Source organism: Flavobacteriales bacterium (genome assembly GCA_030584065.1).
Taxonomy (GTDB): Bacteria; Bacteroidota; Bacteroidia; order Flavobacteriales_F; family PHOS-HE28; genus PHOS-HE28.
Map to the genome: position 1 here is coordinate 294,481 of CP129489.1, position 16,999 is coordinate 311,479.

Annotated in this window: 15 protein-coding genes; 9 read left to right on the forward strand and 6 right to left on the reverse strand. The window is 66.0% G+C overall.

Annotated elements, in window-relative coordinates:
- The first annotated feature begins 49 nt into the window (after positions 1-49).
- Entirely contained in the window at positions 50-1,099 is a 1,050-nt protein-coding gene (locus QY325_01210; GenBank protein WKZ66554.1) for a mechanosensitive ion channel family protein, read from the forward strand.
- A 36-nt stretch (positions 1,100-1,135) separates the two neighbouring features.
- Here the strand turns inward: QY325_01210 and QY325_01215 are convergent, their stop codons facing one another.
- Together QY325_01215 and QY325_01220 are read right to left on the reverse strand one after the other, a co-directional pair.
- Positions 1,136-1,963, reverse strand: a complete 828-nt coding sequence (locus tag QY325_01215) for a transglycosylase domain-containing protein (protein WKZ66555.1) — start codon at positions 1,961-1,963, stop codon at positions 1,136-1,138.
- Between the two features lie 79 nt (positions 1,964-2,042).
- The gene (locus QY325_01220) at positions 2,043-2,387 is read right to left on the reverse strand and encodes a hypothetical protein (GenBank protein WKZ66556.1); all 345 of its coding nucleotides are present in this window, start codon (positions 2,385-2,387) and stop codon (positions 2,043-2,045) included.
- Between the two features lie 219 nt (positions 2,388-2,606).
- Here QY325_01220 and QY325_01225 point away from each other — a divergent pair, with 219 nt between their 5' ends.
- Positions 2,607-3,170, forward strand: a complete 564-nt coding sequence (locus QY325_01225; protein WKZ66557.1) for a sigma-70 family RNA polymerase sigma factor — start codon at positions 2,607-2,609, stop codon at positions 3,168-3,170.
- Positions 3,163-3,540, forward strand: a complete 378-nt coding sequence (locus QY325_01230) for a hypothetical protein (protein ID WKZ66558.1) — start codon at positions 3,163-3,165, stop codon at positions 3,538-3,540. The genes QY325_01225 and QY325_01230 overlap by 8 nt, the downstream gene beginning before the upstream one ends.
- A gap of 7 nt (positions 3,541-3,547) precedes the next feature.
- Here QY325_01230 and tpx read toward each other — a convergent pair whose 3' ends face one another.
- From tpx to QY325_01245, 3 genes are all read right to left on the reverse strand, one after another.
- Positions 3,548-4,030, reverse strand: coding sequence for a thiol peroxidase (gene tpx / locus QY325_01235; GenBank protein WKZ66559.1), 483 nt, complete (start codon positions 4,028-4,030; stop codon positions 3,548-3,550).
- A gap of 123 nt (positions 4,031-4,153) precedes the next feature.
- Entirely contained in the window at positions 4,154-6,409 is a 2,256-nt protein-coding gene (gene purL / locus QY325_01240; GenBank protein ID WKZ66560.1) for a phosphoribosylformylglycinamidine synthase subunit PurL, read from the reverse strand.
- A gap of 46 nt (positions 6,410-6,455) precedes the next feature.
- Positions 6,456-6,626 carry a Lacal_2735 family protein gene (locus tag QY325_01245; protein ID WKZ66561.1) on the reverse strand — a complete coding sequence of 57 codons (171 nt, stop codon included), beginning with the start codon at positions 6,624-6,626 and terminating at the stop codon, positions 6,456-6,458.
- A gap of 82 nt (positions 6,627-6,708) precedes the next feature.
- Between QY325_01245 and QY325_01250 the strand changes: the two genes are divergently transcribed.
- Positions 6,709-9,228: a TonB-dependent receptor gene (locus QY325_01250; GenBank protein WKZ66562.1), complete on the forward strand. Its 2,520-nt coding sequence runs from the start codon at positions 6,709-6,711 to the stop codon at positions 9,226-9,228.
- A gap of 43 nt (positions 9,229-9,271) precedes the next feature.
- Here QY325_01250 and QY325_01255 read toward each other — a convergent pair whose 3' ends face one another.
- Positions 9,272-11,098 (reverse strand): adenylate/guanylate cyclase domain-containing protein, encoded by a 1,827-nt coding sequence (locus QY325_01255; protein ID WKZ66563.1) that lies wholly within the window; start codon positions 11,096-11,098, stop codon positions 9,272-9,274.
- Between the two features lie 75 nt (positions 11,099-11,173).
- On the opposite strand from QY325_01255, the gene QY325_01260 reads away from it, so the two are divergent.
- The 5 genes from QY325_01260 (at position 11,174) to QY325_01280 (ending at position 16,995) form a co-directional block, all read left to right on the forward strand.
- A complete protein-coding gene (locus QY325_01260) occupies positions 11,174-11,827 on the forward strand; it encodes a hypothetical protein (GenBank protein ID WKZ66564.1) in 654 nt (217 codons plus the stop codon).
- A 37-nt stretch (positions 11,828-11,864) separates the two neighbouring features.
- The gene (locus QY325_01265; protein WKZ66565.1) at positions 11,865-12,365 is read left to right on the forward strand and encodes a GNAT family N-acetyltransferase; all 501 of its coding nucleotides are present in this window, start codon (positions 11,865-11,867) and stop codon (positions 12,363-12,365) included.
- Positions 12,362-13,825: a T9SS type A sorting domain-containing protein gene (locus tag QY325_01270; protein WKZ66566.1), complete on the forward strand. Its 1,464-nt coding sequence runs from the start codon at positions 12,362-12,364 to the stop codon at positions 13,823-13,825. Before QY325_01265 ends, QY325_01270 begins: the two co-directional genes overlap by 4 nt.
- A 73-nt stretch (positions 13,826-13,898) precedes the next feature.
- Complete coding sequence (locus tag QY325_01275) at positions 13,899-15,692, forward strand: hypothetical protein (GenBank protein WKZ66567.1); 1,794 nt, start codon at positions 13,899-13,901, stop codon at positions 15,690-15,692.
- Between the two features lie 73 nt (positions 15,693-15,765).
- Positions 15,766-16,995: an SGNH/GDSL hydrolase family protein gene (locus tag QY325_01280; GenBank protein WKZ66568.1), complete on the forward strand. Its 1,230-nt coding sequence runs from the start codon at positions 15,766-15,768 to the stop codon at positions 16,993-16,995.
- The last annotated feature ends 4 nt before the right edge of the window (positions 16,996-16,999 follow it).

Below are 16,999 nucleotides of genomic sequence, written 5' to 3' on the forward strand. Positions count from 1 at the left end.
GCGGCCTGCGCGGCCAGCCAAAGAAAGGAATATGCCCTTGGACCCATCGATGAGCGGACTCCACGCGAACGGATTGAACGACTGGCTCTCGGCGGTGGCCATCGCAGCCGGGGGCTGGGTGCTCGGGCAGGTGGTGTACCGGGTTGCGGGACGCGTCCTGGGGCGGATGGCGCGCCGAACGGCCACCGGCCTGGATGATGCGCTCGTGGAGGGGCTGCGCGCTCCGGTGGTGGTGCTCATCACCGTGCTGGGCGTCGTGGCCGCATTCCAGCGCCTCACCTTCTCAGAGCGTGCCGCGCTCTGGATGGACAGGGTCTTCCATGTGGCAGTCGCGCTCTCGGTCACCTGGATCGCCGCGCGCGCACTGGATGCCTTGGTCCGCGAGTTCCTGCTCTCGCGCGAGCGGTCAGGGGACGGCGCTGGCAGCGCGCGGCTGCTGCCATCGGTGCGCACCGCGCTCCGTGTGCTGGTCTGGGGCCTGGGAACGGTGGTGGCCCTGAACAACGCCGGTTATGACGTCGGCGCGCTCCTGGCCGGAATCGGTATCGGCGGCCTGGCCTTGGCGCTGGCGGCGCAGGAGACGGTGGCCAACATCTTCGGCGGCATCACGATCTATGCGGACAAGCCCTTCGAGGTGGGCGACCGCGTGCGGGTGGACGCCTATGACGGGATCGTGGAGCAGGTGGGCATCCGCAGCACCCGCATCCGCTCGCTCGAAGGGCCGATCGTGGTGATCCCGAACAAGAAGTTCACGGAGAGCATCGTGGAGAACGTGACCCAGGAGCCCGCGCGCAGGGTGCGGCACGAACTGGGTCTGGTCTATGAGACCTCGCCCGACCGCATGCAGCGCGCACTGGAAGTGCTGCGTGAGGTGGTCATGGCGAACCAGCAGGTCCTGGAGGAGGAGCATCTGGTCTGCTTCAATGCCTTCAAGGAGTATTCCCTGAACATCCTCTTCATCTATTACGTCCGCAAGGGCGCGGACATCTTCGAGACCCAATCGCGGGTGCACCTGGAGGTGCTGCGCCGGTTCAACGACGAGCGCCTCTCCTTCGCTTATCCAACGGCCGTTGAGCTGGCTGGCGAGTACAAGCCGTAACGGCGGCGGGGAGCCCGTTCGGGCTCGTGGCAACGGCTATCGTCCTTCGCGTTTCCTGCGGCGCCGTGCCTCGCGTTCTGCCTCGCGGGCCTCTTCCTGTTCGATTTTCTCCTTGCGGCGGCGCAGCACTTCCGGGTCGAGCACATCGCCCACATTCCGCATCTGCCGCAGCACCCATTGCTGCCGGCCCTGGACGTAACCGGATGGCGCCCCGCAGCTGAAGCGCCTCGGCGCCGGCAGGGTGGCGGTGATGAGGGCGGCCTGCGCGGGGCTCAGCTTGGCGGCGGAGCGACCGAAGCAGCGTTGAGCCGCCGCTTCCGCGCCGAATGTGCCCTTGCCCGTCTCGGCCACGTTCAGGTACACCTCCAGGATCCGCTCCTTGGTCCAGAGTGCCTCGATCAGCACGGTGAACCATGCCTCGAGCGCCTTGCGCAGCCTGGTGCGGCCGGGCCAGAGGAAGACATTCTTCGCCGTTTGCTGGCTGATCGTGCTGGCTCCCTTCAATCCCCGCCCCCGTTTGCTCTTCCGTTCATCGTCGAAGAGGGCCTGGAGGAACTCGATGAGGGAGAAGCCCGGTTCCTTCATTCCCAGTGCGCGCTTGATCTGCTCGGTGGAGAAGCCGTAGTGCGTCATGAAGCGCTGATCCTCACTGCTGATCACTGCCAGGGGCATGGCCCTGGCCATTTCCTCGAGCGCGCGGTCGGTGCGCTGGATGCCGCCCAGCTCGCGCGCCTGGGCCGCCATCACCCAGGTGACCGGCGGGTTCACCAGCCCCATCAGGCCGACCCAGGAGGCGGTGATGACGACGAACCAGAGGACGGCAGCGGCGAGGAGGGCCATCGCCGAGCGGAAGCGCTTGATCACGGCCCGAGTGGGTTGAGGCGGGGCGAAAGTAGGAGGGCCGGCCCAACGGACCAGCCCTCCAGCAAGGCCGCATCGACGCCTACCCCTCGTGCTTGCGGCCGTAGAACTGGTAGTACGCCATTTGGGAGAGGCCGCCGCACACGGCCACGCCGATGAAGTAGGGCAGGGGATTGTCGTCCTCGGGGCCGAGGAGGGCGGCGGCCGCCACCCAGCCCAGCAGGAGGCCCAGGCCGATGCCCAGCAGGAGCAGGCCGTTCTTCATTGCCCGGCGGCCATCGGGGGCGGGCTTGGCCATGTGCGGATCCATGCCCCGCTCGATCATGGCCATGCGCTCGCGGTTTCGGGTGCTGAACACGAGGTAGACGATGCCGAAGGCCGTGAGGAATGGGATGATGATGCCGAAGAGGGGGATGAGGTCTTCCATGGTCGGTTGCTGGTTTTCGTGGATCGGGATGGAGCGCCCGTTTCCCGGTGCGCACTCATCTGACGCGCCTCCCGGAAGGCCGGTTACGATCCGGTCGCCGAACGCTGGCCTGCCGCCGGTGAGCGGCAGTGGCCGTTCATCCCAAGCCCGCTCCCGGTTCGGTGAAGAGGGAGTGACTTTGTAACCGATGGGGCCATCCGGTTCGTCCCATCGGCGCCGGTGGAGCACGCCAACCTCATCACACGCATCCTGGAAGGCGATTCCCGCGCCTACGGGGAGATCGTGCGCCTGTACCAGCACATGGTGCATTCCGTGTGCATGCGGGTGCTTCGCAATGCGGAGGATGCTGAGGAAGCCACCCAGGATGCCTTCGTGAAGGCCTACCAGAACCTGGACGGATTCGGCGGGTCGGCCAAGTTCAGCACCTGGCTGTTCAGCATCGCCTACCGCACCGCCATCAGTCACGGCCGGCGGCGACGGACGGACGGCGGTTCGCTCGAGGACCTGGCGCATCACCCTCCCGCAGCAGCAAATCCGGCTGATGCGCGCCATATGCTGCGCGAACAGCTGGACCGTGCCTTGGCGCTGCTTCCGGCCGATGATGCCTCGATACTGAGCTTCTACTACCTTGAGGAACTCAGCGTGGAGGAGATCGTAACCATCACCGGGCTGGGGGCGTCGAATGTGAAAGTGCGGTTGCACCGGGCCCGGAAGAAGCTTTCCGAGGCATTGGAAAAGCACCTTGGCCCCGAAGCGCAGACGTTACTTTTGAACGATGCCTGAACTGAGCGACAAGCAACTGAGGAAGCTGTTCCACGCAGCTGGGCACTCCAGCCCTGGAATTGACCTCACGGCACGGATCCTGGCGCGGGCCGCAGTGACGCCCATCGCCCGCCGGGTGAAGGAGCAACCGCTCATCGGGCGGTGGGGTTGGGCCGGCATCGCGGGATTGGTGGCGGCCCTGCTCATCGTGGCGCGATTCGCTACGGCTGGAGGCCAAGCCGCAGAACCCGCTGTGCCATCCGGATTCACGGCTTACCTCCAGCATCTGCAGCTGCCGGCAGGCCAATGGCCGCTGTGGGCCATCGGCTGTTCGGCCTGTGCGCTGCTCCTGGTGCTGTTGGACCGCGCCTTGCAGCGCCGCGCAGCATAGGGTCGGCTCAGAGCAGCGCCTTCGCGGCATTGAGGGCGGCCTCGTAGTCGGGCTCAGCACCCAGCTCGGGCGTCACCTCGCAGTAGCGCACGATACCCTCCTTGTCGATCACGAAGGTGACGCGGCCGAGCACACCGGCCATGGGCCCCTCTGCGATGCGCGTGCCCCAGGCATCCGCATCGCGGTGCCGGAAATCGCTGCCGGTCTCCACGTTGGCGATCCCTTCAGCAGCGCAGAAGCGGTTGAGCGCGAAGGGGAGGTCGGCAGAGACGGAGAGCACCTTGGCGCCGAGGCCGGTGGCCTTCTGGTTGAAGGTGCGCGTCTCGGTGGCGCAGACCCCGGTATCGACGCTCGGGAACATCAGCAGCACAACAACATGGCCCTTGTGGTCGGCGAGGCTGGCTTCGGTGCGGTCGTTCTTCACATAGCGGAGGGCGGGGGCGGAGGCTCCGATGGTCGGCAGTTGGCCGCTGAATCTGGGTTGGGGCATTGGGGAAGATGAGGGTTCGTTGAAATCCGTTCGTTGGTGGGCGGCGGGTCGGGCACCTGCTCAGGCGCCCTTCCGGGTGAGCCATGAAACGCTGACGCCTTGCGCTAAACCCCTGATCGCGGCCTATGGTTCGCGCATGATCCGGGGAATGGCCTCCTCGTAGGTGCGGATGGCATCGGCCACGGCACCGAAAGAGCTGCCATCGACCATGAGCTTGCCCTGGGTCACGTGGCCGAGCAGCATGCTGGGCACACGGCTCTGCGCCATGAGGTCGAGGAAGGCATCCTCGTGCTCCTGCGGCACGGTCACCACGGCGCGGCCCTGCGCCTCGCCGAAGAGGAAGGCATCCTCCCTGACCACGCTGTCGGTGACGATGTCGAAGCCGAGGCTGCGCGGCATGGCCATCTCGGCGAGGGTCACCCACAGGCCGCCGTCGCTCACGTCGTGGGCGGCGTTGATCAGGCCCTTGCGGATGAGCATGAGCAGCATGGTGTGCAGGCGCTTCTCCTCGTCGATGCTGAAGTAGGGCGCCGGCGAGCGCTCGATGCCGTGGATGCGGACGAGGTACTCGCTGCTGGCGATGTCGTCCACCACCTTCCCGAGCAGGAAGATGAGGTCGCCCTTGGCCTTGAAGTCGAGGCTCATGCGCTTGTTGACATCGGGCACGATGCCGACCATGCCGATGGTGGGCGTGGGGAAGACGGGGATGTTGCTCTTCTCCGTCACCGTATGGTTGTAGAAGCTCACATTGCCTCCGGTGACGGGCGTATCGAGCGCGCGGCAGGCATCGCCCATGCCCTTGATGGCCTGCGCGAACTGCCAGTACACCTCGGGGTCGTAGGGATTGCCGAAGTTGAGGCAGTTGGTGACGCCGCAGGGCTCACCGCCGGTGCAGGCGATGTTGCGCGCGGCCTCGCTCACGGCGATCATGGCGCCGGTGCAGGGGTCGGCGTGCACGTAGCGGCCGTTGCAATCAACCGTGACGGCGAGGCCCTTGCCGGTCTCGCGCACCAGCACCAGGCCCGCATCGCTGGGGGCGTTGGTGCTCATGTTGTTGGTGCGCACCATGGTGTCGTACTGCTCGCTCACCCAGCGCTTGCTGGCGATGTTGGGGCTGGCCAGGAGCGCAAAGGCCACCGACTTCAGGTCAGCGGGCTCATCCACGTCCTCGATCCTGAACTTCCTGTTCTCCGCGATGTAGGCCGGCTCCTTCTGCTCGCGGGTGTACACCGGAGCGCCGCCGCCCAGCACCAGGCTCTCGGCGGGCACTTCGGCGATGAGCTCGCCGTGCATGTAGTAGCGCAGGGTGCCGCCCTCGGTCACGGTGCCGATCTCCACGCAGTTCAGGTCCCACTTGTCGAAGATGGCCTTCACCTCGGCCTCCCGGCCCTTCTTCACCACCACCAGCATGCGCTCCTGGCTCTCGCTGAGGAGGATTTCCCACGCGCGCATGCCTTCCTGCCGGGTGGGCACGCGGTCCAGGTGGATGTCCATGCCCGCCTCGCCCTTGGCGCTCATCTCACTGGTGCTGCAGGTGATGCCCGCCGCGCCCATGTCCTGCATGCCGATGATGGCATCGGTCTGCGCCAGTTCGAGCGAGGCTTCGAGCAGCAGCTTCTCCATGAAGGGGTCGCCCACCTGCACGGCCGGCAGGTCGTCCATGCTGGTCTCGGTGATGTCCTTGCTGGCGAAGCTGGCGCCATGGATGCCGTCCTTGCCTGTGCTGCTGCCCACGATGAACACGGGGTTGCCTGCGCCGTGGCTGGTGGCGCTGATCACGCGGTCGGTGCGGACGATGCCCACGCTCATGGCGTTCACCAGCGGGTTGGTGGTGTAGCAGGGGTCGAAGTAGACCTCGCCGCCGAGCACGGGCACGCCGAAGGCATTGCCGTAGTCGCCGATGCCCTTCACCACGCCGCGCATGTGCCAGCGGCTGCGGCTTTCCTTGCTGATGTCGCCGAAGCGCAGGCTGTTGAGCTGCGCGATGGGCCGGGCGCCCATGGTAAAAATGTCGCGGTTGATGCCGCCCACGCCGGTGGCCGCACCTTGGTAGGGCTCGATGGCGCTGGGGTGGTTGTGGCTCTCGATCTTGAAGGCGCAGGCCCAGCCGTCGCCGATGTCCACCAGGCCGGCATTCTCCTGGCCCGCCTCGGCCAGCAGCTTCGGTCCGCTGCGGGGCAGGGTCTTGAGCTGCTTGATGGAATTCTTGTAGGAGCAGTGCTCGCTCCACATGGCACTGTAGATGCTCAGCTCGGTGAAGTTGGGCTGCCGGCCCAGGATCGCGGTGATCTTGTCGTACTCCTCGGGCAGGAGGCCGAGCTTCTTCGCCGTGTCGACGCCGGCGGGCGCGGTGTCGGGATTGTGGGTGGTGGTGGCCATCGGGCGGCGAAGTTATTCGCGCCGCCTTGGCGGCAAGGACCGCCGGTCAGGACTTCGGCAGGGCTTCGAGGCGCTGCAGCACCGCCTCCGCCTCGGCGCGCTTCAGGTCGCTGGCCCGGCGGTCGGTGGTGCTCAGGCGGAACGACTCTTCCAGCAGCTTCCGGTACTCGGCCTGCAAGCGCTCGCGCGCGGTCCTCTTCCTGAATGGATTGAACATGCGACGAGAACACCTGAGCGGGCATCCGGTTCGCTGGCCGCATACCAAGGCAAGTGGCGGTCCGTTACTTTGCCGCCCTTCGATGCGCGCGCTCCTGCTGCTTCTTTGCCTTCTGCCGGCACTGGTCTCCTTCGGCCAGGCCACGGGCACGGTGCAGGGCACGGTGCGCGACGAGACCGGTGCGGCGCTGCCGATGGCCACGGTATCGGTACCGGGCACCACCATGGGCACGGTGTGCAATGACCGCGGTGAGTTCCGCTTGGAGCTCCCGGCGGGCCTGCCGCACCGCGTGATGTGGAGCTATTCGGGCACCACGCCCGTCACGGAGGAGGTGGTGGTGAATACGGGCGAGGTGCGCACCATCAACGTGCGGCTGCGCTTCATCACGCTCGCGCCGGTTGATGTGGAGGGCTCCCGGCGGCTCCGGGAGCTGGGCGTGGAGCGCATCGACCCCAAGCTGGCGCGCATCAATCCCAGCCCGCTGGGCGGTGTGGAGGCCCTGCTGGTGGGCCAGCTGGGCGTGGTGAGCCGCAACGAGCTGAGCAGCGGCTACAGCGTGCGGGGCGGCAATTTCGATGAGAACCTGGTCTATGTGAACGACATCGAGGTGTACCGTCCATTCCTTGTGCGGGCCGGTCAGCAGGAGGGGTTGAGCTTCCCGAACCCCGACATGATCGACCGGATCCAGTTCAGCGCGGGCGGCTTCGAGGCGCGCTATGGCGACAAGATGAGCAGCGTGCTCGATATCCGCTACCGCCGCCCGCGGGAGTTCGCCGGCACGGCCATGGCCAGCATCCTGGGCGGCTCCCTGCACATCGAGAATGCCATGCTCGGCCTTCGGCTGCGGCAGACCACCGGGGTGCGCTACCGCACCAACCGCTTCCTGCTCAGCGGGCTCGACACCAAGGGCGAGTACCGCCCCGTGTACACCGATGTGCAGACCTACTGGACCTACGACCTCACCGACCGCCTGGAGCTCGGCTTCCTCGGCCTGTACTCACGCAACCAGTACAATGTGGTGCCCGACGACCGCGAGACGGAGTTCGGGCCCTTCAACCAGGCGCTGCGGTTCACGGTGTACTTCGATGGGCAGGAGCGCACGCAGTTCGAGACCTGGTTCGGTGCGCTCAACCTGAACTACCAGGTGAACAAGGACCTCCTCCTGAAATTCACGGGCAGCACCTACCGCACCTTCGAGAGCGAGCGCTTCACCATCCAGGGGCAGTATCGGCTCGGCGAGCTGGAGCGTGACCTGGGGAGCGACCAATTCGGCGAAGTGGTGCGCGACCTGGGCATCGGCACCTACCTGGACCATGCCCGCAACGACCTGGATGCCACCGTGCACACCCTGGCGCACAAGGGCTATCTGCAGCTGCCGAAGAGCTACCTGCAATGGGGCGTGGATGCCCGCCTGGAGTCGATCAACGACCGGCTGAACGAGTGGTACCTGCTGGATTCGGCGGATTACAGCGTGCCGCTGAACACGGGCGAGGACCTCTTCCTCAACAACAGCTTGCGCGCCAGCCTGAGCATGGAGAGCCTGCGCGCCAGCGGCTACCTGCAGAACACCTGGCGCTGGGACTCGGGCAGCGACCGCTGGTGGACCCTGGTGGCCGGCGTGCGCGCGCAGCACTGGACCTACAACGGGCAGACGGTGGCCAGTCCGCGCGCGCGGCTCACCTGGCATCCCGGCTGGAAGCGGATCATCCGGCCAGATTCGGTCATCGACCGCGACTACAGCTTCTGGCTGGCCGGCGGGCTCTACTACCAGCCGCCCTTCTACCGCGAAGTGCGCCGGCTCGACGGCACGCTGAATCCCGACATCCGCGCGCAGCGCAGCATCCACGCGCTGCTCGGCATGGACCGTTGGTTCGACATCTGGGACCGTCCCTTCAAGTTCACCGCGGAGGCCTACTACAAGCATATGGACGACCTGATCCCCTATGAGGTCGACAACATCCGCATCCGGTACTACGGCACCAACAACGCCAAGGGCTACGCCACGGGGCTCGACGTGAAGCTTGCCGGCCAGTTCATCGAGGGCATCGACAGCTGGATGAGCATCGGCGTGCTGAGCGCGCGCGAGGACCTGAAGGATGACTTCTTCTACTGGCGCTTCAATGCCGCGGGCGACACCATCTACCCGGGCTACACGCGCGACAACGTGGCGGTGGACAGCGCACGGGTGGAGCCCGGCTTCATCCCTCGCCCCACCGACCAGCGGGTGAACGTGGCCATGTTCTTCCAGGATGAGATGCCGCGCTGGCCCAGCTGGAAGGTGCATGTGAACCTGGTCTTCGGCACCGGCCTGCCTTTCGGCCCGCCCAACAGCAACCGGTACGCCGATACGCTCCGCACGAGCCTCTACCGGCGGGTGGACATCGGCTTCAGCAAGCAGTTCCTGGGTGCCGAGGGCCAGAGCCGGCATGGCTGGCGCAAGCACGTGGACGACCTTTGGCTGAGCGCGGAGGTCTTCAACCTGCTCAACATCAACAACGTCGCCAACCATACCTGGATCACCGACGTCACCGGCCGCCAGTACTCCATCCCGGACTTCCTCACCCCGCGCCGCTTCAACCTGAAGCTGATCGCGTGGTTCTGAGCGGGCCGGAGGCCCATCCCGCCCTGCTTGGCGCGTCGCGGACTCATCCGGCCGACCGGCGCACGAAGAACATGGCCAGCTCGCCCTTGCCCTTGGCGCCGATGCGGCCGCGCGGCGAGAATGCAAGGCCCGGTTCGTCCTTCACCACCTGAAGCGTCGCCTCGCTGATGTTCACCTCGTCCACGGCGCCAGCCGACTCCATCCGGGCGGCAGTGTTCACCGTATCGCCCCATACATCGTACTGGAACTTGCTCTCGCCCACGATGCCCGCCACCACGGGGCCGGTGTGGATTCCGGCCCGCATGCGGAAGGCCGGCAGTCCCTGGGCTCGCCGGTCAGCGGCCCGCTGCTGAAGCCACTCCTGCATCTCCAGCGCTGCACGCAAGGTATCGGCGGCGCTGCCCGGGCGCGGGTGGGGCAGGCCGCCGGCGCACATGTAGGCATCGCCGATGGTCTTGATCTTCTCCAGTCCGTGGCGTGCCACCACGGCATCGAAGGCGCGGAAACAGGTGTCGATCTCCGCCACGAGCTCGTTCGGGCTCAGGCGCTCGCCTAGGGCGGTGAAGTCGTGGAAGTCGGTGAAGAGGATGGACACCCCATCCACTTCACGGGCCTGCGCCCGGCCGTGCAACTTGAGTTCGGCGGCGATGGGGGCCGGCAGGATGTTGAGCAGGAGCCTGTCGCTCCGGTCGCGCTCCTGCTTGATGAGGTTGCGCGAGCGCTGGATGTGCCGCAGCCGGCTCCAGAGGCCGCCGGCGATGAGCAGCACGCCGATGGAGCTGAACAGGAAGACGCGCTTCTGGTCGCGCTCGCGTGCCAGGCGCTGCTGGTAGGCGAAGTCTGCCTGTCGCTGCTCGTCCACGCGGCGGAGGCTGTCGGCGAGCCGCGTGCGCTCGAAATCGTAGGTGAGCTCGATCCGCACGATCTCCTTGGCCCGCTTCTCGCCGGAGATGCTGTCGCGCACAGCGATGTAGCGCTTGTGCATCTGCAGCGCCCGATGGGCGTCCCCCAGCGCCTGGTAGGTCTGGTACAGGCAGCTGTAGCACTGCTCCTTGATCGGCAGGTCGCCTGTTTCGTTGGCGAGGGCGAGTGCCTCGCTGCAGGTGGCGATGGCCGACCGCAGGCGCCCGGCATGCAGGCGGACCAGTCCGAGCGAGCTCATGGCGTAGGCGTGGGCATGGCTGCCCCGGTCGTCGGGCTTGAAGAGGGCGAGGCCCCGCTCCAGGTAATGGAGCGCGCTGTCGGTGCGGCCCATCTTGTCGTGACAGACGCCCAGGTTCGTGAAGCACACGGGAATCCACCAATGGTGCCCCTCGGCCCTGCGGATGCTGAGGTGGCGCCTGTGGTAGACCAGCGCACTGTCGGTGCGGCCCATCTCCTCCAGCACGGATCCTATGTTGCCGTAAAGGGTGGCCACCTCCGACCGGATGCCCTGGCGCTGACGGATCATCAGGCTCTTGAGGTAGTAGTAGTGGGCCCGCGGATAGTTCCTGTCGAAATAGTGGATGGAGCCGATGGCGTTGAGGACCGTGGCGATGCCGGAATCATCGCCCAGCGCCTCGTAGATGGGCAGCGCGGCCTGCAGCTCGGTGAGGGAGCTGTTGTAGTCGCCCTTCATCATCCAGATGGTGCTGCGCTTCACAAGCACATCGGCGATCGCAGCGCTGTCCTGCAGCGCCACGGCGATGGCCATGGCTTCCTCCGCCTGGTTCATTGCATCGGCATAGGCGCCATCGGAGAGGGCGGATTCGCAGCTGTCCACGCAAGCCTGCATCCTTGTGCGATCCTGTGCGGACGTGTCCGCGGACCACACGCAGGCCGCCGCGAGGAGGAGTCGGTGCAAACCGCGCAATGAGACCCCGGCTGCCATGAATGAAAGGTAGGATGCAGCGGCTTGCTGGAAACCATGATGTCAGTTAGCTTTCCATGACCAAACCCTACCCCCATGGCCACCGACCCCAAGAAGTACTCCTCCTCATGGCTCTATGGAACGCTCCTGGTCGGAGCGGCCATGGGTGCAGTGATTTACTATTTCGCATTGCCCAAGGAGCCGTGCCCGCCCTGCCCTGTGCCCGCCGTGAAATGGACCTCTTGCTTCGACCTGGAGAATGTCGAGGCCTTGTTGGGGGCTACGGATGGCTGGGGCGCGCGCTTCTACCTGGCCAAGGCCGAAGGCGGCGGCTACGCGGTGCTGGGCGCCCCGATCAAGGAGGAGGGCAGCCACATCCCTGAAGCGGATGGAACCCTCCGCTTCCGCCTGTACAAGGGCATCTCCGGCGAGCGCACCGACATGCTGCTGCTGGACGAGACGGCTGCGGTGGAGGCGGTGAAGGCGGTCGTCCATTCAGGCAGGCCGACCTGGTCGGTGGAGGTGAAGGGGGATGTCCTGCGCGGGCTGCTGTCCATCAGCGGTGCCAATGGCATCGGCTTCCTGGAGCGGCGGTCGACGGACGGGATCTGGACCTTCGAGCTGGCGCCGGTGAGGTTGGCCGGTGGCGCAGCCGAGGTCACAGGATCGCCGGGTGACATCCTCGTGGGCGCCTCGCCGTGCCCGGTGAACTGCCCCCGGCCGCCGGAGTACTACCTGCACCTGCGTTGAGCACCGGCACCAAGGGGATTGCCCGCAGATGGCGCACATGACCGGATTCCTTTTGCGTCCATTCCGCGGGGCGGATCTCCCCGCCCTGGTGCGGCATGCCAACGACCCCACCGTGGCGGCCCACCTCACGGATGCCTTTCCGCACCCGTACACGGAGGAGCACGGCCGCGCCTTCATCGCGGAAGCTTTGACGAGCCCGCCGCTCCGGCGGTGCATCGAGGTGGAAGGCGAATGCGCGGGCGCCATCGGCCTTCATCCGAAGCCAGACCTCTGGCGTCGCAACCTGGAGCTGGGGTATTGGCTTGCGAAGGAGCACCGTGGCAAGGGCATCATGACGGAGGCCATCCGGCAGATGGTGGAGCTGGGCTTCGCCGGATTCCCGGAGGTGACACGCATCTACGCCACGCCCTTCGGCAGCAACACCGCTTCGCAGAAGGCGCTGGAAAAGGCCGGATTCAAGCTGGAGGCGAAGCTGGAAGGCACCTTGGTGAAGAACGGCAGGGTGGAGGATGAGTGGATCTATGCGGTGAGGCGATGAGCGGCCTGCAGAACTGCGGAGGCGCAGCGGAACCGGGAATGGTCTGGTTCGAGCGCATGAGGCGTTTCCTGACAGCCTTTTGGCCCCTGCTTTCCATCGGTAACGCGTGCGCTACCGCGTGGACCGTCGGCCCTGGCCACACCTACACCATGCCGAGCCAGGTCTCCACGCTCGTTGGCGATGGCGATACGGTGAACATCGAGGCGGGCGTGTACCCGAGCGACGTGGCGCGCTGGCAGGCCGACAACCTCGTGCTGCGCGGCGTGGGTGGCTTCGCGCACCTGGAGAGCAATGGACTCAGCTGGGGCGAAAAGGCCATCTGGGTGATCCAGGGCGACAACACCACCGTGGAGTGGATCGAGTTCAGCGAGTGCCAGGTGCCCGATCACAACGGCGCAGGCATCCGGCTCGAAGGACTGAACCTCACGGTGCGCCATTGCTGGTTCCATCACAACGAGAACGGGATCCTCTGCGGTGAGTACCACCCGAGCACGGTGCGCATCGAATACAGTGAGTTCGGCTACCACGGCTACGGCGATGGCTATTCGCACAACCTCTACATCGGCCATGTGGACTCGCTGATCTTCCGCTACAACTACAGCCACCACGCCGATGTGGGCCACGAGCTGAAGAGCCGTGCCTGGGTGAACGTGATCGAGTACAACCGCTTCAGCAACGAGTCCGATGGCACCGCGAGCCGCGAGATCGACCTGCCGAACGGCGGACAGGCCTACCTGATCGGCAACGTGATCCAGCAAGGCCTGCAGAGCCAGAACAGCAACCTGGTCGGCTTCGGCATGGAGGGCACGAGCAATCCGGGTCCGCACGAGCTGTATGCCGTGAACAACACCCTGGTGAACGAGAAGGCGAACGGCAGCTTCTTCCAGGCGCCGGCTAACGCGTTCTTCAAGGCCTACGGCAACATCCTCGCCGGTGGCGGCAGCTTCATGAGCGCATGGCCAACCAGCATCGATACGCTCGGGAACCTGCAGGCCACGAGCATCGCGTCTGTTGGCTTCGCCGATGCAGCGAACTACGACTATCGCATCACCGCTTCATCACCCGCGCATGCCATCGCTTATCCCGCAGGAGTTGCTACGAGTGGTTATCCGCTCGTGGCGTGGTACGAGTACGTGCATCCGGTGAATGGGACGCTGCGTTGCCAGCATGCCACGCTGGATGCCGGCGCCTTCGAGACCTGCACCACGGACCTGAGCGGGTGGGCGCCCGATGGGGGCCTCCTGCTACCGAACCCGGTGTCGGATCATGCGCGGTACATCAGTGGGCGCCCCATTGACCGCTTGGAGGTGCTTGATGCGCATGGACGGATCCTGCGGGCCTGGCCGATCAACGGGAAGCGCGCGGTGGACCTCGACCTCACCGGATACCCGGCAGGCGTGTACGTGCTGCATTCCCTTGGCGCATCCGGTGCAACGAGCCTGCGCTTCGTGAAGCAGTGATGCGGGCGGGATCCGAGCGTTTTGGGTAGATTGGGGCGGATCCAAACCGACCGGCACCCGCCGAACGACCACCATGAGCCACACCATATGGACCGCCGCAGCACTGCTCCTCGCCGCAGGCCTCGCGGTTGAGCACGCCTCCGCCCAGAGCACCTTCGAGATCACCATCCCGGTGCCGGGCCTCACGAATGTGGCCGGTGGCCATCCCCTGCCCGATGGCGGCTTCGTCTTCGGCGGTGAGCTCAACGACGGGGTGGTGGTGGTGCGCACCGACAGCACCGGCGCTGTGCTGTGGACACGCGCGCTGGCCGAAGCCGCGAATGAGGAGGGCCTCTACGACCGAAGCATCGCTGTGAGCGGCGACCGCATCTTCATGGGCGGCTATGCCATGGGACCGGGCACGTCCTCGCGCGATGGCATCCTGCATGTGCTCGACTTCGATGGCAACGTGATCGGCCAGCGGCTCATCGATGTGGCTGGCGGATCGAACGCGGTGCATGGCCTCACGGCGATCCCCGGCGGAGCGCTCATTGCCGGACGCCGTGATGGCGCGGGCAGCTACGACATGCTGCTGCAACAGGTGGACATGAGCGGCAACGTCACCGGCTCCTGGGGCTATGGCAGCACGGGCTGGGACTGGGCCTACGAGGCCATTCAGCTATCCGGCGGCGGCAGGGCATTGGTGGGCTATGGCGACAATGTGGGAGGCACAGCACCCAGCGCCTACCTGGTGAAGACCGATGCGGCGGGGCTGGAGCTCTGGGCCCGCGGCCTCGACGGCGCCAGCGCGGACGAGGCCTATTGCGTGCTGGAGGATGCCGCCACCGGCGACCTCTACATCGGCGGCAACAGCCTGGGCATGGGTGCGCCGGGCATGCGCGGCTTCATCACCAAGTTCAACAGCAGCGGCGATCACCAATGGACGCGCGTGATCAACAATGCCTTTGACGTAATCGGCATCACGGCCTCGGCCGGCCGGCTCATCGCTTTGGCGCGCGCCCAGAACATCCCGCTGGGCCACGGCAATTACGATGCGCTGCTGATCGCCTTCAACCCGGACGGCCAGATCGTGGAGAACCGCCTGTACGGCAGCACGGCAAGCGAGTACCCGGTATCCCTCTCGCGCACAGCCCAGGATGGCTTGCTCGTCACCTCGTTCAAGGGCACGCCGGGCAATGGGGCAATCCATGCCGTGCTCACCGACGGACTCTTCAATGGGGCATGCACGGGCATCAGCGTGCAGGAGGGATGGGGCTCGTACCAGCCTAATGTGTTCCCGCATAGCTCCACGCAGCAGAGCGGGCAGAGCATGAGCTCATGGGTGACGCCCTTCACCCAGCCCGTGGCCCAGCGCGGCTTCGTTTGCTGCACCTTCCCGGTGGATGCGGCATTCACCATGGTGCCCGCCGGCGACCCGCTCACGTGGACCTTCACCAGCACATCGCCCGTTGCGCTCACGCATGAGTGGAACCTTGATGGGACCACGTACACGTCCCCGAGTATCACGCACACCTTCAGCGCGCCCGGCGTGCAGCTCGTCTGCCTGGCCGTGCAGGGCATCTGCGACGACGCCAGCGACTGCGAGGTGCTGAATGTGAGCAGCACCGGGATCAGCGATGTCGGATCGTCCGCCGCGCTGAGCCTGACCCCCAACCCGACGAGCGGATCGCTGCGGATCTCGCTGGAAGGCGAGGAGCGCATCACGCGCGTGCAGGTCTGCGATGCCGTGGGTCGCGTCGTGATGGACCTCGCCGTGAATGCGAGTCGCGCATTCGAGTTGGATGCGGAAAGGCTTCAGCCCGGACCTCACCTGCTCCGGGTGCAGGGCCCGAACGTTCGGTTGGAGCGTCGTTTCGTGAAGCTGTAGCGTCGTGGGCTGAAAGGTGGGGAGTGTGGCCGACCGCGGCAGCACGCTCACCCTGCTCAACTAGCTTCACCCCGTGCGCTTCACACTCCTCTTCCCCATGCTCCTGGCCGGTGCGCTGCACGCCCAGCAGACCACCGTGCTCTTCATCGGCAACAGCTACACCTACGTGAACGACCTGCCCAACACCCTGCGGCAGCTCGCGCTCTCGCTGGGCGATACCGTCACCGTGGCCTCCTCCGCACCCGGTGGCTACACGCTGTTCCAGCACAGCACCTACGCGCCCACGCTCGATGCCATCGCTTCGCAGGACTGGGACTATGTGGTGATGCAGGAGCAGAGCCAGCTCGGCGCGCTGCCCTTCGATGTCACCACGACCGAGCTCGGTGCGATTGCGCTCATTGAGGCGATCAAGGACAACTATGAGTGCACTTGGCCGGTGTTCTACATGACCTGGGGGCGGCAGAGCGGCGACGCGCAGAACTGCGCCAACTTCCCTTTCATGTGCACCTACGATGGCATGCAGCAGGGCCTGCGCACCAACTACATCGCGCTGGCGGAAGGGAACGACAGCTACACCGCGCCGGTGGGCGCCGCCTGGAAAGTGGTGCGCGACACGCAGCCTTCCATCAACCTCTACGATGCCGATGGCAGTCATCCTTCACCAGCGGGCACCTACCTCGCCGCGTGCGTGTTCTATTGCACGCTCTTCGAGGAGAGCTGCGTCGGGGCCACCTTCAATGGGTCCATCGACGCGGCCACGGCGGCCATCCTGCGCGACATCGCCAGCACGGTGGTGCTGGGCGAGCTGCCCACGTGGAACCTGGATTTCGAAGGAAGCACCAGCGCGCTGCTCGATGGCTTCAGCAGCGGATGGAACTGGATCACCTTGATCCACAACGGCGAGGGCGAGCACCTGTGGGTGTGCAGCGATGGGCAGACCTCCACCGAGGCATCTCCCACCTTCACATTCTCCACTTCCGATACCTACATCATCACGCACACCTACACCGATCCCTGCGGCAACACCGATACCGTGACGCTCACCTTCGATGTGGTCGTCGGGGTGGAAGAGCAGGAGCGGGGCATGCGTTGCCAGGTGCTCTCCGCTTCGCCGGGCATGATGGTGGTGCGCGGGGCCGAAGGCGGGGAGAGGCTCACGCTCTTCGATGCACAGGGGCGCTTGCTCCGGAGCGAGCGCATGGAACAAAGCTCAACGCGGATCGCCTGCGCGCCGGGCCTTCACCTCTGGCGCATCGATGATGGGCTAGGAGGGCAGTGGAGCGGGAAGGTGGTGGTGGAGTAAGGCC